This window comes from Halomonas sp. ND22Bw, assembly GCF_003011945.1.
GTDB classification, from domain to species: Bacteria; Pseudomonadota; Gammaproteobacteria; order Pseudomonadales; family Halomonadaceae; genus Halomonas; species Halomonas halophila.
Map to the genome: position 1 here is coordinate 44,835 of NZ_PXWD01000016.1, position 19,608 is coordinate 64,442.

Here is a 19,608-nt window from a genome sequence, read left to right on the forward strand (position 1 = left end):
TGACGGACGAGGGGCGACGATCGGACGGTTAGCGCTTGGCCTTCATCATCTCGATGAAGCGATCGAACAGCGGCGCGACGTCGCGCGGCCCCGGGCTCGCCTCCGGGTGGCCCTGGAAGCTGAAGGCCGGACGGTCGGTGCGCTCGATGCCCTGCAGGGTGCCGTCGAACAGCGAGCGATGGGTCGCGCGCAGGGTCTCGGGCAGGGACGCCTCGTCCGCGGCGAAGCCGTGGTTCTGGCTGGTGATCATCACGTGGCCGGTGTCGAGGTCCTGGACCGGGTGGTTGGCACCGTGGTGGCCGAACTTCATCTTCTCGGACGTCGCGCCACTGGCCAGCGCCAGCAGCTGGTGGCCGAGGCAGATGCCGAAGATCGGCAGCTCGGTCTCGAGCAGCTCGCGGATGGCGGCGATGGCATACTCGCAGGGCTCGGGGTCGCCCGGGCCGTTGGAGAGGAAGACGCCGTCCGGATTCAGCGCCATGACCTCGCTGGCCGGGGTCTGGGCCGGCACCACGGTCAGGCGGCAGCCGCGGGACGCCAGCATGCGCAGGATGTTGCGCTTCACGCCGTAGTCGTAGGCGACCACGTGGAAGGGACGCTCGGCCTCGGCGGCATCGGCATAGCCGGCGCCCAGGGCCCACTCGCCCTCGCTCCACTCGTAGGCGGACTGGCAGGACACCACCTTGGCCAGGTCCATGCCCTTGAGGCCCGGGAAGGCGTTGGCCGCGGCCAGGGCGCGCGCCTCGGCGTCCTCGCCCTCGGCGTCCGCGCCGGCCAGGATGGCACCCTTCTGGGCGCCCTTGTCGCGCAGGATGCGGGTCAGGCGACGAGTGTCGATGTCGGCGATGCCCAGCACGTTCTGGCTGACCAGGTAGTCGGAGAGCGACTGTTCGGAGCGGAAGTTGCTGGCCAGCAGCGGCAGGTCGCGGATCACCAGGCCGGCGGCGGCGATGGCACCGGATTCGACGTCTTCGGCGTTGATGCCGGTGTTGCCGATGTGAGGATAGGTCAGGGTGACGATCTGACGGGTATAGGAGGGGTCGGTGAGAATTTCCTGATAGCCGGTCATGGCCGTATTGAACACCACCTCACCGCTGGTTTGCCCATCGGCGCCGATGGCGGTGCCATGAAACACACTGCCATCTTCCAAGGCCAGTATCGCGGGTTTGTTCAATGCAACGTCCTCCCATATGTTCACAGACGACTTCAAGAGACAGCTCGTCAAGGATAGGCTCGGCAGGCACCCGACGGGTAAAACGCCCCACCGCCCTTCGGCCCGTAAAAAAGCGGGACGAAACCCGACATGGAAGACCGGTTTCATCCCGCTTGTTGTCATTCGCTCGGAATGCTGGGCCGACGCAACAAGCGCTTGCGCGGCGAAGGGCCGTCGCCCGGCCAAAATTTGGGGGATTTTAAAGCATCCGAGCCCTCTCGACTACCCCCTCACGCACACCGATGGCTCAATTCAGGCCGATGACGTCCTGCATGTCGTAGCGCCCGGCCGGACGCTCGCTCACCCAGCGCGCCGCGCGCACCGCGCCCTTGGCGAAGGTCATGCGGCTGGAGGCCTTGTGGGTGATCTCGATGCGCTCGCCCTCGGTGGCGAACATCACGGTGTGCTCGCCGACGATGTCGCCGGCACGCACGGTGGCGAAACCGATCTCCTTGTCGGTGCGCGGCCCGCACTGGCCGACGCGCTCGAACACGCCGTATTCCTTGAGCGGACGCTCCAGGGCGTCGGCCATCACTTCGCCCATCTTCAGCGCAGTGCCGGAGGGCGCGTCGACCTTGTGGCGATGGTGGGATTCGATCACCTCGATGTCATAGCCCTCGTCGCCCAGCGCCCTGGCGGCGGTCTCGAGCAGCTTGAGGGTCAGGTTCACGCCGACGCTCATGTTGGGCGCGAAGACCATCGGCACGCGGTCGCGGTAGCCGTCCAGCTCGGCCAGCTCGTCGTCGGACAGGCCGGTGGTGCCGATCACGATGCGCTTGCCGTGCTCGGCGCAGACCGCCAGGTTGGACAGCGTCACCTGCGGCGTGGTGAAGTCGATCAGCACGTCGACGTCGTCGACGATCTGCGCCAGGGAATCGACCGCGGCGACCCCCAGCTTGCCCTGACCGGACAGCTCGCCGAGATCGGCGCCGATGAGTGAACTGCCCGGCTCGACGATGCCGCCGGCCAGGGTGGCTTCGGCATCCTGCTGCACGGCGTTGACCAGGGTGCGGCCCATGCGGCCGGCGACACCGACGATGGCGATACGGGTCATGCGGAGACTCCTGACATTGGCGGATCGAAAGATGGCCGGGAGTATATCAGAGCCCCGAGGGAGCCCGCGCCGTCAGCCGCGACCCTCGCCACCCTCGGCCGCGCCAGCGTGGCCGTCATCGGCGCCTTCCTCGCCGCCGGCCAGCAGCAGGCCGATGGCCAGCACCACCAGGGCGCTGCCCGGCAGCCACACCCAGTCGAGCCGCGACGGCGTTTCGGCGAACAGCCACAGCATCGAGACGAAGGGCACCAGATAGCCGTAGGCGGTGATGCTGGCCGGGCCGAGCACCGCCGTGGCGCGCTGCATCAGCCAGAAGGTCAGGGCGCTGGAGCCGAGCCCCAGATAGACGATCAGCAGGGCATCGCGCCCGCTCATGGTGGCGAGCCTGGCCACCGGCTCCAGGGCGAGCCCCAGCGCTCCGACCAGCACGCCGCCCAGCGCCAGGCTCCAGAAGGTGCGCACCGCCGCCGAGGCGGGCAGGTGCCCGGCGACCAGGCCGCGGCGCGACAGCACCGGATACAGCGCCGAGCACAGGCAGCCGAGGAAGAACACCGCCTCGCCGGCGCCGAAGCGCCACTGGCCGCCGCGCTGCCAGGCCTCGGCGCCGGCCAGCCCCAGGGCCCCGAGGGCGCCCAGCGCAAGGATCGCCGGCAGCCGCCAGGCCAGCCGTTCCACGCCGACCGCCAGCCCCATGCCATAGGCCAGCAGCGGCACGCTGACGTAGAGCGTGGACATGGACAGCGCCGTGGCGTGATGGGCGGCCCAGAACATGGCACCGAAGAACCCCGCCAGGCAGGCCCCCATGGCGACGAGCCACGGCCAGGCGCAGCGCTCGGGCCAGGCCTCCGGGGTACGGCGCACCAGCGCCCAGAGCCCCAGGCAGGCGATGGCGAAGCGCAGCGCGGTGAGCGACAGTGGCGGCAGCTCGCCGAGCCGCCCCACGATGGGAAAGGAAAGCCCCACCAGCAGCGCCCAGGCCAGCATGCCGAGGTGGGCGCGGCGGACCGGGGCACGGGAGGCCATCAGTTCTCCCAGACGATCTCCAGCGGCTCCTTGCCGGCCATGCGTTCGAGATGGCTCGCCACCACGCCCTCGAGCCGGTCCAGCGCCTCTTCATCCAGGGCCTCGATGGCCACGTGCAGCTTGCCCGGCTCGCTGGTCATCAGGCAGCTGCCCGCCTCGAAGGTCACGCGCCCCTTGCCCTCTTCCTGCTCGACGTCCAGCTTGTGGGCCCAGTGCTTGCACAGTCGGTTGATCAGCTTGTCGCCGGACTCGGTGGCGATATCGGCTCGTGAAATCGGCATCTCTGCCCTCCGCGTTCCAGAGTGAATAGGCCTCCAGCCTATGACGCGGGCACCCTCGCGCGCCAGTCCCTATCCGGCAACCTCATGTTCGCCACTGCGGTACCCGTGGGCCGCCCGCCGGGCGGAACGCGACGTTCCGCCTGTCTCGACGCCGCCGAGAGATGCGGGCATACTGGCCATCGCCTGCGAATAGGAATGATACGTAACCACCAGCAGGCAGCACCGGCGCCCCTCGCGCATTCCGACACACGAAACGAGCCCGATACCGCCCATGTCCAGCCCCTTGCTGAAAGCCGTCGCCGGCACGGCCATCGCCCTCGGTTCCACGGCTGCCCTGGCCGAGGAAATCACCGTGACCGACGTCGCCGGTCGTGAGGTCACCGTCGACGCCCCCGTGGATCGCGTGATCCTTGGCGAGGGGCGTCAGATCTACCTGCTGGGCGCGCTGCAGCCGGAGAACCCGTTCGAGCACGTGGTGGGCTGGCGCGAGGACTTCTCCCAGGCCGATCCGGACAACTACGCCAGCTACGCGGCGAAGTTCCCCGAACTGGAAGACATCCCGACCTTCGGCGGCTTCAAGGACGGCACCTTCGACGTCGAACAGGCCGCCGCGCTGCAGCCCGACGTGGTGCTGATGAACCTCGAGGCCAGGACCGCCACCGAGGATGCCGCCTACGACGACAAGCTCGCCCGGCTGGGCATCCCGATCGTCTACGTGGACTTCCGCGAGGATCCGCTCGCGCACACCACGCCCTCGATGCGACTGATGGGCGAGCTGCTGGGCGAGGAAGACGCCGCCGAGGCCTTCATCGACTTCTCCGAGGCACAGATGGCGCGGGTCACCGAGACCATTGCCGCCGCCGAGCCGGAACGCCCCCGGGTGCTGATCGACCGCGCCGGCGGCTACTCCGAGGAGTGCTGCATGAGCTTCGGCCCGGGCAACTTCGGCGAGTACGTCGAGCTCGCCGGCGGCAGCAACATCGCCGACGGCATCATCCCCAACACCTTCGGCACCCTGAACCCGGAACAGATCATCGCCGCCGACCCGCAGCAGGTGGTGGTGACCGGCGGCAACTGGGACGCCTACGTGCCCGGCGGCGCCTGGGTGGGCGTGGGCCCCGGCGCCGACATGGAGGCCGCCCGGGCCAAGCTCGAGGGGCTGACCGAGCGCACCGCCATGACCGGCATCGAGGCCGTGGAGAACGACGACTTCCACGCCATCTGGCACCAGTTCTACAACAGCCCCTACTACTTCGTCGCCGTGCAGCGGCTGGCCAAGTGGTTCCACCCCGAGCTGTTCGCCGATCTCGACCCCGAGGCGACGCTGCAGGAACTGCATGAACGCTTCCTGCCGGTAGACTACGCCCCGGGCTACTGGGTCTCGCTGAAGGATGACTGACATGTCGGCCAGCGCACCGTCCGCCGCCCCCTCCGCCGAGGAGGGGCGAAACTTCTATCGCGCCCTGGTGGTCCGCCGCCAGCTGATCCTCGCCGCCCTGACCCTGGCGCTGTTCCTGAGCCTGTGCGTCGACCTGGCCCTGGGGCCGGCCCGCTTCGGCCTCGGCGAGGTGATTACCGCGCTGTTCTCCCCGGATGACGTCAGCCAGCAGGCCCGCGTCATCCTGTGGGAGATCCGCATGCCGGTGGCGCTGATGGCGCTGGTGGTCGGCGCCAGCCTGTCCGTGGCCGGCGCCCAGATGCAGACCATCCTCAGCAACCCCCTGGCCAGCCCCTTCACGCTCGGCATCTCCGCCGGCGCCAGCTTCGGCGCCGCCCTGGCGCTGGCCTTCGGCGTGGTGATCGTGCCCGCGGCGGTCGACTACATGGTGCCGATCAACGCCTTCGTCATGGCCATGCTGACCGCCTTCGCGATCCATGCCCTGAGCATGCGGCGCGGCGTGACCATCGAGACCATCGTGCTGCTGGGCATCGCGATGGTGTTCATCTTCAACGCCCTGATGGCGCTGATCCAGTTCTTCGCCAGCCAGCAGGCCGTCTCCGCGGTGGTGTTCTGGACCATGGGCAGCCTGACCAAGGCCACCTGGCCCAAGCTGTGGATCGCGCTGGGCGTGCTGGCCGTGGTCATGCCGCTGCTGGCACGCCACGGCTGGGCGCTGACCGCCATGCGCCTGGGCGACGCCAAGGCCGAGAGCCTGGGCGTGAAGCCCCGCGCACTGCGCCTCGAGGTGCTGGTGCTGGTCTCGCTGCTGGCCGCCATCGCCGTGGCCTTCGTCGGCACCATCGGCTTCATCGGCCTGGTCGGGCCGCACATCGCCCGCCTGCTGCTGGGCGAGGATCAGCGCTTCTTCCTGCCCGGCGCGGCGCTGTGCGGCGCACTGATCCTGTCCATCGGCTCGGTGCTGTCGAAGGTGCTGATCCCCGGGACCGTCATCCCGATCGGCATCATCACCTCGCTGGTCGGCATCCCCTTCTTCCTGTTCCTCGTTCTCAGCAACAAGAAGGCCTCATGGTAACGCTCACCCTCGACGGGCTGTCGGCCCGCTACGGCCGCCGCCGCATTCTCTCCGAGATCACCACCCCACCCCTCGAGGGCGGCCAGGTGGTGGCCGTGCTCGGCCCCAACGCCGCGGGCAAGTCGACCCTCTTCCGGCGCATCTTCGGGCTGCTCGACGGCGGCGGCACGGTGCGCATCGAGGGGGCCACCCGCGAACGCCCGGTGGCCTACATGCCGCAGGACACCGGCGTCAATGCGGTGCTGACAGTCTACGAGTCGGTGCTGCTGGCGCGCATGCAGGGCCGGCGCCTGAACGTGAAGCCCGAGGATCTGGCCGAGGTGGATCGCGCCCTGGACGCGCTGGGCATCGCCGCGCTCGGCGAGCGTGACATCGGCGACCTCAGCGGCGGCCAGCGGCAGATGGTGGGCGCGGCCCAGGCGCTGGTGCAGAACCCGGAGGTGCTACTGCTCGACGAGCCGACCTCGGCGCTGGACCTGCATCGCCAGATCCAGCTGCTGTCGATCCTGCGCCGACTGGCCAGGGAAAGAGGCATGCTGGTGATCGCCGCCCTGCACGATCTGGGCCACGCGCTGCGCTTCACCGATCAGGCGATGGTGCTCAAGCACGGCGAGCTGATCACCTGCGGCCCCACCGAGGAGGTGGTGACCCCCGAGCTGCTGCATCGCGTCTATCAGGTGACCGCGCGCATCGAACGCTGCTCGAGGGGCCAGCCTCAGCTCATTGTCGAAGAGGCCGTCTGAGCCGACGCCCCTCCAGCGCCGCCAGGGCCGCCCCGCCCAGCACCAGCGGCAGGGCCACCAGGAAGCCGCTTGACGGCGCCAGGCCGAAGATCGCCAGGTCGGCCAGCACCGGCCAGATCAGCGCCACGTACTCGAAGGGCGCCAGGCGCGAGACCTCGGCATAGCGCAGCGCCAGGGTCATGCAGATATGCGCGGCCCCGCCGAACAGCCCCGCCAGCACCAGCAGCGCCAGCGTCTGTCCCGACACCGCCACCCAGCCCAGCGGCAGGGTGGCGAGCCCCGCCAGCGCCGTGACCAGCACGAAATAGAAGGCGATGGACGCCGCCGTCTCGGTGCGCGAGATGCGCCGCACCGTCACCAGCGCCCCCGCCGTCAGCAGCGCGGCCAGCACGCCCAGGCCGTAGCCCATCACCTGCCCCCGGGACTCGCCCAGGTCGGGCACCACCAGCGCCGCCACCCCCGCCAGCACCAGCGCGAAGGCCGCCGCCCGGTGGAGGGTGAAACGCTCACCCAGCAGCAGCACGCCCCCCACCGCCATGGCCACCGGCGACAGCTGGGCCAGCAGCGTCGCCTCGGCCACCGGCAGCCGCGCCACCGCGGCGAAGGAGGCGAACATCGCCGCCGCCCCCAACCCCGAGCGCACCAGGTGCCCCAGCGGCTTGCGCGTCACCAGGGCCCGGGGAAACTCACGCCGCCAGGTCATGAAGATCACGATCGGCAGCAGCGCGAAGGCCGAGCGGAAGAACACCGTCTGGCCCAGCGGCACCGCATCGCTCACCGCCTTGACGCACACCATCATGCCCGTGAAAAGAATGCCCGACATCAGTCGAAGCACGATGCCGGCCAGCGGCCGATCCGTGACGTTGTCCATGAGGGTCCTTGAGCGTCATTCATGTCGAGCGGGCACGACGAGCCGCGCCCCCGAGATAAGCGATCATGGTACACCGGAGATGGGAACAGTTCCCATATTCGATGCGCCTTTGCGTCGGCCCGAACACGACGAGGCCCCGCCTCCCTGAGGAGCGCGGGGCCTCGAGCGTGCCACCGAGGTTGTCGCCTTACGGCTTCATGTCCTCGAAGAACTTCTTCACGCCGTCGAAGAAGCTGGTCTTCTTCGGCGAGTGATGGCTGTTGCTGCCTTCCAGGCTGTCCTGGAACTGGCGCAGCAGGTCCTTCTGCTCCTCGCTGAGCTTGACCGGGGTCTCGACGACCACCTTGCACAGCAGGTCGCCGGCGGGGCCGCCGCGGACCGGCTTGACGCCCTTGCCCTTGAGCCGGAACAGCTTGCCGGTCTGGGTCTCGGGCGGAATCTTCAGCTTCACCCGGCCGTCCAGAGTCGGCACCTCGAGTTCGCCGCCCAGGGAGGCGTCGACGAAGTTGATCGGCACCTCGCACTGCAGGTGGCGGCCGTCGCGCTCGAAGATCGGGTGCGGCTTGATGGCCACCTGCACGTAGAGGTCGCCGGCCGGCCCGCCGTTGAGCCCGGCCTCGCCTTCGCCGTTCAAGCGGATGCGATCGCCGGTGTCGACGCCCGCCGGGATCTTCACCGACAGGGTGCGGGTCTCGCGCACGCGACCCTCGCCGTTACAGCCGTGGCACGGCACCTTGATGTGCTGGCCGCTGCCGTGACAGGTCGGGCAGGTCTGCTGCACGGCGAAGAAGCCCTGCTGCATGCGCACCTGACCCATGCCGTTACAGGTCGGGCAGGTCTCCTTGGTGGAGCCCGGCTCGGCGCCGTCGCCGTCGCAGCGCTCGCACTCGACGTGACGCGGCACGCGGATGTCGACGCTGGTGCCGGCCACCGCGTCCTCGAGATCGAGCTCGAGGTTGTAGCGCAGGTCGCTGCCGCGCTGCGGGGCGTTGGGATGACGCCGTGCGCCGCCCCCGCCGAAGATGTCGCCGAAGACATCGCCGAAGATGTCGCTGAAGCCGCCGGCTCCCGCGCCGCCGAAGCCGCCGCCACCGCCGGCCTGGCCGTCGACGCCGGCATGGCCGAACTGGTCGTAGGCCGCGCGCTTCTCGCTGTCGGTCAGGACCTCATAGGCTTCCGAGACCTCGCGGAATTTCTCCGCCGAGGTCTCGTCGTCCGGATTGCGATCCGGATGGTATTTCTGGGCCAGGCGTCGATAGGCCTTCTTGATCTCTTTCTGATCGGCCCCACGCTCGACGCCCAGTACCTCGTAGTAATCACGCTTGGACATGAGTCTGTCCGCCTCCGTCGCGACGCTGCTGCGGAAACACCAACGCGGGAGTCTGGCCCCCGCGCTGGCGTCACCCGATGTCAGGCGTCGTGGTTACTGCTTCTTCTGGTCGTCGTTGACTTCCTCGTACTCGGCGTCGACCACGTCGTCTTCCTGCTTGGCACCAGCCTCGCCGGCGGCGTCGGCGCCCTGGGCGGCCTCGCCCTGCTCGGCGTACATCTTCTGCGCCAGGTTACCGGAGGCCTCGGTCAGCTTGTCGAGCTTGGCCTGGATGTCTTCCTGGTCGTCGCCCTTGACCGCTTCCTCGAGCTCGGAGGCGGCGCTCTCGATGGCCTGCTTCTCCTCGTCGGTGGCCTTGTCGCCGGCTTCCTCGAGGGTCTTGCGAGCGGCGTGGATCATACCGTCGGCCTGGTTGCGCAGCTGCACCAGCTCCTCGAACTTCTTGTCCTCGTCGGCGTGGGCCTCGGCGTCCTGGACCATCTGGTCGATCTCTTCGTCGGACAGGCCGCTGGAGGCCTTGATGACAATCGACTGTTCCTTGCCGGTGGCCTTGTCCTTGGCGGACACGTTGAGGATGCCGTTGGCGTCCAGGTCGAAGGCGACCTCGATCTGCGGCACGCCGCGCGGCGCCGGCGGAATGTCGGCCAGGTCGAAGCGACCGAGCGACTTGTTGCCGCTGGACTGCTTGCGCTCACCCTGCAGCACGTGGATGGTCACGGCCGTCTGGTTGTCATCCGCGGTCGAGAAGGTCTGGGTCTTCTTGGTCGGGATGGTGGTGTTCTTCTCGATCAGCGGGGTCATCACGCCGCCGAGGGTCTCGATGCCAAGCGTCAGCGGGGTGACGTCGAGCAGCAGCACGTCCTTGACGTCGCCGCCCAGCACGCCGCCCTGGATCGCGGCGCCCACGGCCACGGCCTCGTCCGGGTTGACGTCCTTGCGGGCGTCCTTGCCGAAGAACTCGGCGACCTTGGACTGGACCATCGGCATGCGGGTCTGGCCGCCGACCAGGATCACGTCGTCGATCTCGGAGGCGGACAGGCCGGCGTCGGCCAGTGCGGTCTTGCAGGGCGACAGCGAACGGGTCACCAGGTCTTCCACCAGCGACTCCAGCTTGGCCCGGGTCACCTTCACGTTGAGGTGCTTGGGACCGGTGTTGTCGGCGGTGATGTACGGCAGGTTGACCTCGGTCTGCTGCGCGCTGGACAGCTCGATCTTGGCCTTCTCGGCGGCTTCCTTGAGGCGCTGCATGGCGAGGTTGTCGCCGGACAGGTCGATGCCGCTGTCGGCCTTGAACTGGTCGACCAGGTAGTTGATCAGTGCCAGGTCGAAGTCCTCGCCACCCAGGAAGGTGTCGCCGTTGGTGGCCAGCACCTCGAACTGGGTCTCGCCGTCGACGTCGGCCACTTCGATGATGGAGATATCGAAGGTGCCGCCACCCAGGTCATAGACTGCGATGGTCTTGTCGCCGCGAGACTTGTCCATGCCGTAGGCCAGCGCGGCCGCGGTCGGCTCGTTGATGATGCGCTTGACCTCGAGGCCGGCGATGCGGCCGGCGTCCTTGGTGGCCTGGCGCTGGCTGTCGTTGAAGTAGGCCGGCACGGTGATGACCGCTTCGGTCACGGACTCGCCGAGGTAGTCTTCGGCGGTCTTCTTCATCTTCTTCAGCACTTCGGCGCTGACCTGCGGCGGCGCCAGCTTGCTGCCCTTGACCTCGACCCAGGCGTCACCGTTGTCGGCCTCGGCGATGGTGTAGGGCACCATCTTGATGTCCTTCTGGACCACGTCGTCGGCGAAGCGACGACCGATCAGACGCTTGATGGCGAACAGGGTGTTCTGCGGGTTGGTCACTGCCTGGCGCTTGGCCGCCTGACCCACCAGCGTCTCGCCGTCGTCGGTATAGGCGATGATGGACGGGGTCGTGCGTGCGCCTTCGGCGTTCTCGATCACCTTGGGGCTGTCGCCGTCGAGCACGGCCACGCAAGAGTTGGTGGTCCCCAGGTCAATACCGATGATGCGTCCCATAGGAAATCCTCGAAATTTTGCTGTTACGTGATTCGTTCGTTCGCGGCGTTTACCGCGGGATGCTGTCTATCTGGGGGCCCTCGACGCCATTTCAAGGGCCCCGCACCGATTTCGCCTCGGCTTATTCGGCGGCCTGGCTGACCACCACCATCGCCGGGCGCACCAGGCGACCGTTGAGCAGGTAGCCCTTCTGCATCACGTCCATCACGGTGTTGGGCTCGAGCTCGGGGTTCGGCACCATGGCCATGGCCTCGTGGTACTGCGGGTCGAAGGGCTCGCCGGACGGCTCGACCTGCTCGACGCCGAACTTGTTCAGCACGTCGATCTGCATCTTCAGGGTCATGGAGACGCCCTCGCGATGCGCCTCGGTGGCGTCCTCGCCCATGGCCTCGAGCGCCTTCTCCAGGCTGTCGACCACCGGCAGCAGCTCCTTGACGAACTTCTCCAGCGCGAACTTGCGCGCCTTCTCGGCCTCCTGCTCGGCGCGGCGGCGTACGTTCTGGGCCTCGGCGGCGGTGCGCATCGACTGGTCCTTGGCCTCGTCCAGGGCCTGCTCGAGCTCCTCGACCTTGGCCGCCAGCATCTCGGCCTCCGGGTTGTCGGAGGCCGCCTCGGCGCCCTCTTCGGCGGCCTCGGCGGCACCTTCCAGCTCGCCCTCGACGGGCTCCGGCTCGACCTGGGTGTCGGCCTCGTCCTGCTGGCGTGCCAGCTCGTCGTCCAGCGGGGTCTGCGGATCTTTGGCCATGCGTCTCTCCTGAAATGCCGGCCGGCGGCAGCGCCGCCAGCGAGACTGATATGTCGGTGAAAAAAGCCGTTGCCAGCTATATGGGGCTGGCCGCGTCGATCTCAAGGGACGCGAGACGCGGGAATCGGGCCGTGCGTTGTTCCTCCGGCTGAACTACTGTATAAACGCACAAGCCAGTGGATGAATAACCAGTAGTTTCGCCAGTCGTTCCGAAACCGGCCCCGGGAGGCATCATGCTGACAGAGCTCGCCATTCGTGACTTCGCCATCGTCGACCATCTGGAACTCGAGCTCGGCGGCGGCATGACCGCCATCACCGGCGAGACCGGGGCCGGCAAGTCGATCCTGCTCGGCGCCCTGGGGCTGTGCCTGGGCGAACGCGCCGACGCCGGCAGCGTGCGCCACGGCGCCGAGCGCGCCGACCTCAGCGCACGCTTCGACATCGCCGCCCTGCCCGCCGCCCGCGAGTGGCTGGCCGGCCGCGAACTGCCCGAGGACGACTGCCTGCTGCGCCGCGTGGTGACCCGCGGCGGGCGCTCCAAGGCCTGGATCAACGGCCAGCCCGCCACCGTCGCCGATCTCAAGGCGCTGGGCGGCCACCTCATCGAGATCCACGGCCAGCACGCCCACCAGGCGCTGCTCGGCGAAGAGACCCACCTGCGCCTGCTCGACGACTTCGCCGGCCACGACGACGCCGTGACCGCCCTCGCCGAGACTTTCCGCGAGTGGCGCGAGGTGAAGCGTCGCCTCAAGCGGCTGGCCGAGGACGGCGACGAGCTGCGCGCCCGCCGCCAGCTGCTGCGCTACCAGGTCGAGGAGCTCGACCAGCTGGCGCTGGCCGAGGACGAGCTTTCCGGCCTGGAGGCCGAACAGGAGGAACTGGCCCACGCCGAGGAGCGCCTGCGCGAGGCCCAGTTCGCCGCCACCTGCTGCGACGGCGAGGAGGGCGGCGCCCTGCCGCTGCTGCAGCAGGCGGTGAATCATCTGTCCGCGCTGCCCGGCAGCGACCGCGGCGCCCTGGCCGAGGCGCTGACGATGCTCGGCGACGCCTGCATCCAGGTCGAGGAGGCCGGGCGCGAGCTCAACCATTTCGCCGCCGGCGTCGAACTCGACCCCGAACGCCTGGCCTGGGTCGAGGAGCGCCTCGGCGAGGTCCACCGCATCGCCCGCAAGCACCACATCTCGCCCGAGGAACTGGTCGCCCTGCACCAGCGGCTGGCCGCCGAGCTGGCCGAGCTGGAGGACGGCGGCGACGACCTGGAGGCGCTCGCCGCCGAGGTCGACGCCCTGGAGGCCCACTGGCGCGACCAGGCCGAGGCCGTCAGCGCCACCCGCCGCGCGGCCGCCGCGCGCTTCGGCTCCGCGGTGCAGGACCAGCTGGCCTTCCTGGCCATGGGCAAGGCTCGCTTCGAGGTCGAGGTCAGCGAGCGCGATGCCCCGGCACCGGAGGGGCTCGACCGGGTGCGCTTTTTGATCAGCGCCAACCCCGGTCAGCCGGCCCGCCCGCTGGCCAAGGTGGCCTCCGGCGGCGAACTGTCCCGCGTCAGCCTGGCCATCCAGGTGGTGGCTGCCCAGCATTCCACCATCCCCAGCCTGGTGTTCGACGAGGTCGACGTCGGCGTGTCCGGCGCCACCGCCGAGATCGTCGGCCAGCTGCTGCGCCGGCTGGGCGGCAATGGCCAGGTGATGACCGTGACCCACCTGCCCCAGGTGGCGGCCCAGGCCCACCAGCACCTGCACATCGCCAAGCAGGCCGAGGATGACACCACCCTGACCCGCATGGCGCTGCTCGATGAGGCCGGCCGCGTCGGCGAGCTGGCGCGCATGCTCGGCGGCATGACGCTGACCGACCAGACCCTGGCCCACGCCCGGGAGATGCTCGACGCCAGCCAGCGCGCCCGCCACTAGAGCCACGGCGCTCGCCGTCACGTCATTCTTCCCATCAACGGAAACGGCCCCGATCCAGTGGATCGGGGCCGTTCGCTGTTCGGCGGCGCTCGTGCCGGGGCTTACTTCTTCAGGTTGAGTTCCTGACGGGTCGCCTTGGAGCCCTTCGGGCGCACGTAGAGCACCAGCGCATGATCGACGAGCTCGTAGCCGTGCTCCTCGGCGATCTCCTGCTGGCGGCGCTCGATGGTCTCGTCGAAGAATTCGACGATCTCCCCGCTGTCCAGGCACACCATGTGGTCGTGGTGCTCTTCCTGGGTCAGCTCGAAGACCGCGTGGCCGCCGTCGAAGTTGTGGCGGGTCACCAGGCCGGCGGACTCGAACTGAGTCAGCACCCGATAGACGGTCGCGAGCCCCACGTCCTCACCCGCGTCCAGCAGCGTCTTGTAGACGTCTTCTGCGCTCAGGTGATGCTGATTGGTGGCATTCTCGAGGATATGCAGGATCTTGACGCGCGGCAGGGTCACTTTGAGACCGGCCTTGCGCAGTTCATGGTTCTGGTCGGCCATGGTTGCTCTTCGCAGTATCGGGTAGGGTCGGTTATGATCGACCGAAACCACGATAGTGAAGAACGGCCGCAAATGCAAAAGCTGAGCAGAATTGTCACCCTTTCCGTCGCCCTGACGCTGATCAGCGGCTGCAGCTACTTCGGCGTCTACAAGCGCGACCTGGCCCAGGGCAACCTGGTGACCCCGGCGATGACCGAACAGCTGCACGCCGGCATGACACGCCAGCAGGTCATCGATCTGATGGGCAGCCCGCTGCTCGAGGCACCCTTCGATGCCAACCAGTGGGACTACGTCTATCGCCTGGACAAGGCCTACGGCGACGTCGAGCAGCGCCGCCTGACGCTGACCTTCCAGGGCAACCGCCTGGCCTCCGTCGAGCACGAAGGCGACTTCTCCCGGCCACCGGCGCTGATCTCCAAGCAGGGCATCGGCCCCGCCGGCGAGACCGAGGGCTCCCGCGGCAACCTCTTCAACGTGGTGCCGAACGAGGAATAGACGGGGAAGGCCTCAGGAAGAACGCGATGCGCGGGCGGCCCTGGCCGCCCGCGCCGCCTTGGGGTCGAGCTCGAGCGGGCGGTAGACTTCCACTCGGTCGCCATCCTCGAGCGCACGGGCCTCGGGATCGCGCAGCGCCTTGCCGAAGATGCCGAGATCGGCCTCGCGGAAGGTCTCGGCCGGCACCTCGGGAAAGAGCGCCTCGAGCCCGGCCCGGGCCACGGCCTCGCGGGCCGTGGTGCCCTCGGGCAGCGTCAGCTCGACGATGCGCTGGCGTTGCGGCAGGGCGAAGGCCACCTCGACACGCGGCATCTCAGTACCTCCCTCGGCCGTAGAGCTCGTCGGCACGACGGGTGAAGGAGTCCACCAGCTGGCCCGCCACCTGCTGGAAGAGCTTGCCGAAGGCCATGCCCAGCAGGCGGTTGGCGAACTCGAACTCCATCTCCAGGCTGACCTTGCAGGCGCCATCGCCCATGGGCAGGAACTGCCAGCGGCCGCGCAGCCGCTTGAAGGGCCCATCGACCAGCGACAGCTCGATGCGATCGGGCTCGTGCAGGTCGTTGCGGGTGGTGAAGCTCTGCTCGATGCCGGCACGCCCCAGGGTCATCTCGCCGACCAGATGGGCCTCATCCCGTTCGATCAGCCGCGCCCGGCGACAACCCGGCAGGAACTCCGGATAGCGCTCGAAATCGTTGACCAGATCGAACATCTCCTGGGGGGTGTGCCGCACCAGGGCGGACCGATTGACCGTTGGCATTGACCTCTCCGCTGACTTCAAGGGGCCCAGGGCGTATCATGAGCGGTTATTTCGGCCTTGAATGGTATCACGCTTCCCCCCATATCGGAGGGGGCAGGCCGCCACCGGCAAGCACAGACACGAGGTTCCATGGCCAGCAAGAAAGGTAAAGGCAAGGGTCCCGGCAGCAACGCCATCGCGCTGAACAAGAAGGCGCGTTTCGAGTACCACATCAACGAGACCTTCGAGGCCGGCCTGTCGCTGGCCGGCTGGGAGGTCAAGAGCCTGCGCGCCGGCAAGGCGCAGCTCACCGACACCTACATCCTGGTCAAGAACGGCGAAGCCTGGCTGCTGGGCAGCCACATCACGCCGCTCAACACCGCCAGCACGCATGAGGTGGCCGACCCGACCCGCACGCGCAAGCTGCTGCTGCACAAGAAGGAGATCGCCCGGATCTTCTCGCGCACCCAGGACAAGGGACACACCTGTGTGCCGCTCAAGCTGTACTGGAAGGGCAACAAGGTGAAGTGCGAGCTGGCGCTGGTCTCGGGCAAGAAGCTGCACGACAAGCGAGCCACGGAGAAGGACCGTGACTGGCAGCGTCAGAAGGGCCGTATCATGCGCGAACAAAACCGCGCCTGAGGTGTCATAAGTTCGGCCATCCTGATAAGATGGCGACGTTTTGGGGGCGACATGGCTTCGACGCCGATGACAACCCCTGAGGTGCATGCCGAGAGCGTGATGTATCTCGTAAATCCAACATCACGATTAAATAGTCGCAAACGACGACAACTACGCTCAGGGCGCGCTGGCAGCTTAAACGCCGCTAGCTTCTAGTCCTACCCGGCGGTGATGTGCCCATTCATCACCAAAGGGCACGAGCTCAGATTGATGGGATCGCGGTTGGCCTTGTCCTCGCGTCAACCGTTAAATCTTAGAGGAATCGCGTTTCTGGATCCTGCCCGTCGGAGCCAGCGACGTTAAATCAAATGACGGAACTAAGCATGTAGAGCCGATGGGCGAGTGTCGGCGGACGCGGGTTCGATTCCCGCCGCCTCCACCAACACCAGAAAAGAGCCACCCTACCCGGGTGGCTTTTTTCGTTTGCGTATCCCCAACCCGCCGACGCGTGCCGGCCCTCTCTCGACAACCCGGGGTCGATTCCGCCGCCTCCACCAATACCAGAGAAACGCCACCCACCCGGGCGGCGTTTTTCGTTTGAGAAGAACCAAGCGTCGCCGACGCGTGCCGGCCCTCTCTCGACAACCCGGGGTCGATTCCGCCGCCTCCACCAATACCAGAAAAGAGCCACCCTATCCGGGTGGCTTTTTTCGTTTGGGCATATCCATAACCTGCCGACTCACACGATGCCTTTCCAGCAGGCTAATGCTGATGGGACATCGCGCATCGACCCCGGCTTGCCCGGGACGCAAGGCGCTGCGATATGATGAAACCTCTCCCGCCGGACGCGAGCCCCGCATGGCCGACCATCTTCCGCCCATCCCCGAATGCCCCGAACCCGACTGGGCCGCCGTCGAACGCCGACCGATCGTCGAGTGCGACGAGCCGCTGGTGCCGGTCAGCCTGGCGCCGGCGCCGCTGCGCGCCTACCCGGTCTATGCCCGACTCGGCATTCCCGGCGCCGTCCACGAATGCTACGTGCGCGAGGGCGTGTATCGCCGGCTGCTGGCGGTGGCCCGCGCCCTGCCCGAGGGGCTCAGCCTGCTGGTGCTGGACGGCTGGCGGCCCTGGCGGGTGCAGCAGTACCTCTTCGACACGCTGCAGGAGACGATTCAGGCCCGCCATCCGGAGCTCGATGCCGAGGCCCTGGCGGCGCGCACCCGGGAATTCGTCGCCCTGCCGAGCCAGTCGCCGGAGGCGCCGAGCCCGCACCTGACCGGCGGCGCCGTGGACGCCACCCTGTGCGATGCCGACGGCCTGCCGCTGGACATGGGCACGCTGTTCGACGAGGCCGTGCCGGCCTCGCACAGCGCCGCCCTGGAACGCCTGGACGCGCCCGACGACGCCCAACGCCGGGCCCGCGACCACCGCCGCCTGCTGTATCACGCCATGGCCGCCGAGGGTTTCACCAACCTGCCGAGCGAGTGGTGGCACTTCGACCTCGGCGACCCGCTGTGGGCCCACTACGGCGATCATCCCGCCGCCCACTACGGCCCCACCCAGCCGATGACGCTGGAGAGCCGCTGGCGGCGTGGCGTCTAGCGCGACCTCATTTTCTCATGGCCAGACACGGCGACGCCGGGCCACTCGTGTGGCCCGGCGTCGCTCGGTTCGGCGCTTCTGCTGGAGGAATCAGGCCGTGGCGTGCATCGCCAGGGCGGTATCCAGCATGCGGTTGGAGAAGCCCCACTCGTTGTCGTACCAGGCCATGACCTTCACCAGGCGACCGTTGGTCACGCGGGTGTGGTTGCTGTCGAAGGTGGAGGAGTTGGCGTCATGGTTGAAGTCGATGGACACCAGCGGCTGGGCGTTGACCGCCAGCACCGGCGACGCCTGGGCCGCCTCGGCGACGATGGCGTTGATCTCTTCCTTGGTGGTGTCGCGACCCGCGGTGAAGGTCAGGTCCACCAGCGAGACGTTGATCACCGGCACGCGCACCGCCAGGCCGTCGAGCTTGCCGTCCAGCTCCGGCAGCACCAGCCCCACCGCCGCGGCGGCACCGGTCTTGGTCGGAATCATGGAGTGCGTGGCGCTGCGGGCCCGGTAGGGGTCCGTGTGGTAGACGTCGGACAGGTTCTGGTCGTTGGTGTAGGCGTGCACCGTGGTCATCAGGCCGTTCTCGATGCCCACCGTCTCGTTCAGCACCTTGGCCACCGGGGCCAGGCAGTTGGTGGTGCAGGAGGCGTTGGACACCACCTTGTGCTCGGCGGTCAGCACGTCCTCGTTGACGCCGAAGACCACGGTGGCGTCGGCGTCCGGGCTCGGCGCGGACACCAGCACGCGGCCGGCGCCGGCCTCGAGGTGCTTGCCGGCATCGGCACGCTTGGTGAACAGGCCGGTGCACTCCATCACCAGGTCCACGCCCAGGCGCTCCCAGGGCAGCTGGGCCGGGTCGCGCTCGGAGCGGATCTCGATGCGATCGCCGTCGACCGTCAGGCTGCTCTCGTCGTGGGAGACCTCGAACGGGAAGTGGCCGTGCACGGTGTCGTGGCGCAGCAGGTGGGCGTTGAGGGCCGGATCGCCCAGGTCGTTGATGGCGACGACCTGCACCCGGTCGCGATAGCCACCCTCGTAAAGGGCACGAAACACGTTGCGACCGATACGACCGAAACCGTTGATGGCGATCTTGAGCGTCATGGCGTGATCCTCTCGAAACCAGTTGCCGACTTGTCAGGTGGGAGCGTGTCGAACCGGGGCGGGCGGCGGGCAGAGGCGCCTGCCGTCTCGTGGGCGGCTCGAAGGCTCGTCATGCCTCCAATGTGGATCAGGATGACGCCCGAGACAAGTTGTTTTTAGTAATTTTACAACACAGACCCCCTCGCCACCCCTACGCCCCCCGGTTAGAATCGCGAAACCAAAGGGTTTCAATGAAGAAAGCCGCGACACGGCGCCTCGGGCTCGACTTTCGTCGCGGACGCTTTGTTTCGTAATATCACCACTACTACGCTATCTTGACCCTTTCACTTCTCGCCTCGCCGCAACGGCCGCGCCCACAGGAGAACCGGCATGTCTGATCGCCCCACCCCCCTCCGCCGCACCAAGATCGTCGCCACTCTCGGCCCCGCCAGCGACCGGGAGGGCGTGCTGGAGCAGATGATCGCCGCCGGCGTCGACGTGGTGCGCCTCAACTTCTCCCACGGCACCGCCGACGACCATCGCCGCCGCTTGAGCGCGGTGCGCGAGATCGCCGCCCGCCAGGGTCGCAGCGTCGCCGCCCTGGGCGACCTGCAGGGGCCCAAGATCCGCATCGCCCGCTTCACCGAGGGCAAGGTCGTGCTGGAAGAAGGCGCGCCCTTCGTCATCGACGTGGCCCTCGACGGCGAGGCCGGCGACGCCTCGAGAGTCGGCTGCGACTACGAGGACCTGGCCGCCGACGTGGCCGCCGGCGACCGCCTGCTGCTCGACGACGGCCGGGTGGTGCTCGACGTCGACCGCGTCGACGGCAGCGCCATCCACACCACCGTGGCGGTGGGCGGCGAGCTGTC

At 68.2% G+C, this 19,608-nt stretch carries 20 protein-coding genes and 1 other RNA gene; 9 read left to right on the forward strand and 12 right to left on the reverse strand.

What is annotated here, in order from left to right; genetic code table 11:
* Positions 1 to 28: 28 nt before the first annotated feature.
* The 4 genes from carA to CVH10_RS15630 all read right to left on the reverse strand — a co-directional run bounded on the left by carA (position 29) and on the right by CVH10_RS15630 (position 3,571).
* Positions 29 to 1,174, reverse strand: coding sequence for a glutamine-hydrolyzing carbamoyl-phosphate synthase small subunit (carA, locus tag CVH10_RS15615; RefSeq protein WP_106489181.1), 1,146 nt, complete (start codon positions 1,172 to 1,174; stop codon positions 29 to 31).
* A 286-nt stretch (positions 1,175 to 1,460) separates the two neighbouring features.
* Entirely contained in the window at positions 1,461 to 2,267 is an 807-nt protein-coding gene (dapB, locus tag CVH10_RS15620; protein ID WP_106489182.1) for a 4-hydroxy-tetrahydrodipicolinate reductase, read from the reverse strand.
* A gap of 72 nt (positions 2,268 to 2,339) precedes the next feature.
* Entirely contained in the window at positions 2,340 to 3,290 is a 951-nt protein-coding gene (locus CVH10_RS15625) for a DMT family transporter (RefSeq protein ID WP_369335825.1), read from the reverse strand.
* Positions 3,290 to 3,571: a DUF2218 domain-containing protein gene (locus tag CVH10_RS15630; RefSeq protein WP_106489183.1), complete on the reverse strand. Its 282-nt coding sequence runs from the start codon at positions 3,569 to 3,571 to the stop codon at positions 3,290 to 3,292. The genes CVH10_RS15625 and CVH10_RS15630 overlap by 1 nt, the downstream gene beginning before the upstream one ends.
* Before the next feature lie 271 nt (positions 3,572 to 3,842).
* Between CVH10_RS15630 and CVH10_RS15635 the strand changes: the two genes are divergently transcribed.
* Genes CVH10_RS15635 through CVH10_RS15645 form a run of 3 tightly spaced genes read left to right on the forward strand, consistent with a single transcriptional unit; the run spans position 3,843 to position 6,788 of the window.
* Positions 3,843 to 4,970, forward strand: coding sequence for an ABC transporter substrate-binding protein (locus CVH10_RS15635; RefSeq protein ID WP_035592970.1), 1,128 nt, complete (start codon positions 3,843 to 3,845; stop codon positions 4,968 to 4,970).
* 1 nt (position 4,971) lies between these two features.
* A complete protein-coding gene (locus CVH10_RS15640) occupies positions 4,972 to 6,045 on the forward strand; it encodes an iron ABC transporter permease (RefSeq protein ID WP_106489184.1) in 1,074 nt (357 codons plus the stop codon).
* Positions 6,039 to 6,788, forward strand: coding sequence for an ABC transporter ATP-binding protein (locus CVH10_RS15645; RefSeq protein WP_035592967.1), 750 nt, complete (start codon positions 6,039 to 6,041; stop codon positions 6,786 to 6,788). Before CVH10_RS15640 ends, CVH10_RS15645 begins: the two co-directional genes overlap by 7 nt.
* Here CVH10_RS15645 and CVH10_RS15650 read toward each other — a convergent pair.
* The 4 genes from CVH10_RS15650 to grpE form a co-directional block, all read right to left on the reverse strand.
* A complete protein-coding gene (locus tag CVH10_RS15650) occupies positions 6,766 to 7,659 on the reverse strand; it encodes a DMT family transporter (protein WP_035592966.1) in 894 nt (297 codons plus the stop codon). The genes CVH10_RS15645 and CVH10_RS15650 overlap by 23 nt on opposite strands.
* A 187-nt stretch (positions 7,660 to 7,846) precedes the next feature.
* A complete protein-coding gene (gene dnaJ, locus CVH10_RS15655) occupies positions 7,847 to 8,989 on the reverse strand; it encodes a molecular chaperone DnaJ (RefSeq protein ID WP_035592965.1) in 1,143 nt (380 codons plus the stop codon).
* Between the two features lie 93 nt (positions 8,990 to 9,082).
* Positions 9,083 to 11,011 carry a molecular chaperone DnaK gene (gene dnaK / locus CVH10_RS15660; RefSeq protein WP_106489185.1) on the reverse strand — a complete coding sequence of 643 codons (1,929 nt, stop codon included), beginning with the start codon at positions 11,009 to 11,011 and terminating at the stop codon, positions 9,083 to 9,085.
* A 121-nt stretch (positions 11,012 to 11,132) separates the two neighbouring features.
* Entirely contained in the window at positions 11,133 to 11,756 is a 624-nt protein-coding gene (grpE, locus tag CVH10_RS15665) for a nucleotide exchange factor GrpE (protein WP_035592963.1), read from the reverse strand.
* 233 nt (positions 11,757 to 11,989) lie between these two features.
* Here grpE and recN point away from each other — a divergent pair, with 233 nt between their 5' ends.
* Complete coding sequence (recN, locus tag CVH10_RS15670) at positions 11,990 to 13,663, forward strand: DNA repair protein RecN (RefSeq protein ID WP_106489186.1); 1,674 nt, start codon at positions 11,990 to 11,992, stop codon at positions 13,661 to 13,663.
* 101 nt (positions 13,664 to 13,764) lie between these two features.
* Here recN and fur read toward each other — a convergent pair whose 3' ends face one another.
* Positions 13,765 to 14,211 carry a ferric iron uptake transcriptional regulator gene (gene fur / locus CVH10_RS15675; RefSeq protein ID WP_046079346.1) on the reverse strand — a complete coding sequence of 149 codons (447 nt, stop codon included), beginning with the start codon at positions 14,209 to 14,211 and terminating at the stop codon, positions 13,765 to 13,767.
* Between the two features lie 72 nt (positions 14,212 to 14,283).
* Between fur and CVH10_RS15680 the strand changes: the two genes are divergently transcribed.
* Complete coding sequence (locus CVH10_RS15680) at positions 14,284 to 14,706, forward strand: outer membrane protein assembly factor BamE (RefSeq protein WP_035592960.1); 423 nt, start codon at positions 14,284 to 14,286, stop codon at positions 14,704 to 14,706.
* Positions 14,707 to 14,718: 12 nt separating this feature from the next.
* Here the strand turns inward: CVH10_RS15680 and CVH10_RS15685 are convergent, their stop codons facing one another.
* Both CVH10_RS15685 and CVH10_RS15690 read right to left on the reverse strand, forming a co-directional pair.
* Positions 14,719 to 15,018 carry an RnfH family protein gene (locus CVH10_RS15685; RefSeq protein ID WP_106489187.1) on the reverse strand — a complete coding sequence of 100 codons (300 nt, stop codon included), beginning with the start codon at positions 15,016 to 15,018 and terminating at the stop codon, positions 14,719 to 14,721.
* Position 15,019: 1 nt separating this feature from the next.
* Positions 15,020 to 15,463 carry a type II toxin-antitoxin system RatA family toxin gene (locus tag CVH10_RS15690; RefSeq protein ID WP_035592958.1) on the reverse strand — a complete coding sequence of 148 codons (444 nt, stop codon included), beginning with the start codon at positions 15,461 to 15,463 and terminating at the stop codon, positions 15,020 to 15,022.
* Between the two features lie 129 nt (positions 15,464 to 15,592).
* On the opposite strand from CVH10_RS15690, the gene smpB reads away from it, so the two are divergent.
* From smpB to CVH10_RS15705, 3 genes are all read left to right on the forward strand, one after another.
* Positions 15,593 to 16,084 carry an SsrA-binding protein SmpB gene (gene smpB / locus CVH10_RS15695; protein ID WP_035592957.1) on the forward strand — a complete coding sequence of 164 codons (492 nt, stop codon included), beginning with the start codon at positions 15,593 to 15,595 and terminating at the stop codon, positions 16,082 to 16,084.
* 42 nt (positions 16,085 to 16,126) lie between these two features.
* Positions 16,127 to 16,505, forward strand: a transfer-messenger RNA (tmRNA) gene (gene ssrA / locus CVH10_RS15700).
* A 416-nt stretch (positions 16,506 to 16,921) separates the two neighbouring features.
* Entirely contained in the window at positions 16,922 to 17,665 is a 744-nt protein-coding gene (locus CVH10_RS15705; RefSeq protein ID WP_181244427.1) for a M15 family metallopeptidase, read from the forward strand.
* A 90-nt stretch (positions 17,666 to 17,755) separates the two neighbouring features.
* Here the strand turns inward: CVH10_RS15705 and gap are convergent, their stop codons facing one another.
* The gene (gene gap / locus CVH10_RS15710; protein ID WP_035592956.1) at positions 17,756 to 18,760 is read right to left on the reverse strand and encodes a type I glyceraldehyde-3-phosphate dehydrogenase; all 1,005 of its coding nucleotides are present in this window, start codon (positions 18,758 to 18,760) and stop codon (positions 17,756 to 17,758) included.
* Between the two features lie 369 nt (positions 18,761 to 19,129).
* Between gap and CVH10_RS15715 the strand changes: the two genes are divergently transcribed.
* The coding region (locus CVH10_RS15715) for a pyruvate kinase (RefSeq protein WP_369335826.1) at positions 19,130 to 19,608 on the forward strand (479 nt) is incomplete at its 3' end.

Excerpts from the sequence above, each read along its gene's own strand:
- fur (WP_046079346.1), bottom strand. The coding sequence starts at position 14,211 with ATGGCCGACCAGAACCATGAACTGCGCAAGGCCGGTCTCAAAGTGACC.
- CVH10_RS15630 (WP_106489183.1), bottom strand. The coding sequence starts at position 3,571 with ATGCCGATTTCACGAGCCGATATCGCCACCGAGTCCGGCGACAAGCTG.
- dnaJ (WP_035592965.1), bottom strand. The coding sequence starts at position 8,989 with ATGTCCAAGCGTGATTACTACGAGGTACTGGGCGTCGAGCGTGGGGCC.
- CVH10_RS15625 (WP_369335825.1), bottom strand. The coding sequence starts at position 3,290 with ATGGCCTCCCGTGCCCCGGTCCGCCGCGCCCACCTCGGCATGCTGGCC.
- CVH10_RS15640 (WP_106489184.1), top strand. The coding sequence starts at position 4,972 with ATGTCGGCCAGCGCACCGTCCGCCGCCCCCTCCGCCGAGGAGGGGCGA.
- CVH10_RS15690 (WP_035592958.1), bottom strand. The coding sequence starts at position 15,463 with ATGCCAACGGTCAATCGGTCCGCCCTGGTGCGGCACACCCCCCAGGAG.
- CVH10_RS15650 (WP_035592966.1), bottom strand. The coding sequence starts at position 7,659 with ATGGACAACGTCACGGATCGGCCGCTGGCCGGCATCGTGCTTCGACTG.
- CVH10_RS15705 (WP_181244427.1), top strand. The coding sequence starts at position 16,922 with ATGGCCGACCATCTTCCGCCCATCCCCGAATGCCCCGAACCCGACTGG.
- CVH10_RS15635 (WP_035592970.1), top strand. The coding sequence starts at position 3,843 with ATGTCCAGCCCCTTGCTGAAAGCCGTCGCCGGCACGGCCATCGCCCTC.
- gap (WP_035592956.1), bottom strand. The coding sequence starts at position 18,760 with ATGACGCTCAAGATCGCCATCAACGGTTTCGGTCGTATCGGTCGCAAC.
- CVH10_RS15685 (WP_106489187.1), bottom strand. The coding sequence starts at position 15,018 with ATGCCGCGTGTCGAGGTGGCCTTCGCCCTGCCGCAACGCCAGCGCATC.
- dapB (WP_106489182.1), bottom strand. The coding sequence starts at position 2,267 with ATGACCCGTATCGCCATCGTCGGTGTCGCCGGCCGCATGGGCCGCACC.
- CVH10_RS15645 (WP_035592967.1), top strand. The coding sequence starts at position 6,039 with ATGGTAACGCTCACCCTCGACGGGCTGTCGGCCCGCTACGGCCGCCGC.
- recN (WP_106489186.1), top strand. The coding sequence starts at position 11,990 with ATGCTGACAGAGCTCGCCATTCGTGACTTCGCCATCGTCGACCATCTG.
- smpB (WP_035592957.1), top strand. The coding sequence starts at position 15,593 with ATGGCCAGCAAGAAAGGTAAAGGCAAGGGTCCCGGCAGCAACGCCATC.
- grpE (WP_035592963.1), bottom strand. The coding sequence starts at position 11,756 with ATGGCCAAAGATCCGCAGACCCCGCTGGACGACGAGCTGGCACGCCAG.
- CVH10_RS15680 (WP_035592960.1), top strand. The coding sequence starts at position 14,284 with ATGCAAAAGCTGAGCAGAATTGTCACCCTTTCCGTCGCCCTGACGCTG.
- dnaK (WP_106489185.1), bottom strand. The coding sequence starts at position 11,011 with ATGGGACGCATCATCGGTATTGACCTGGGGACCACCAACTCTTGCGTG.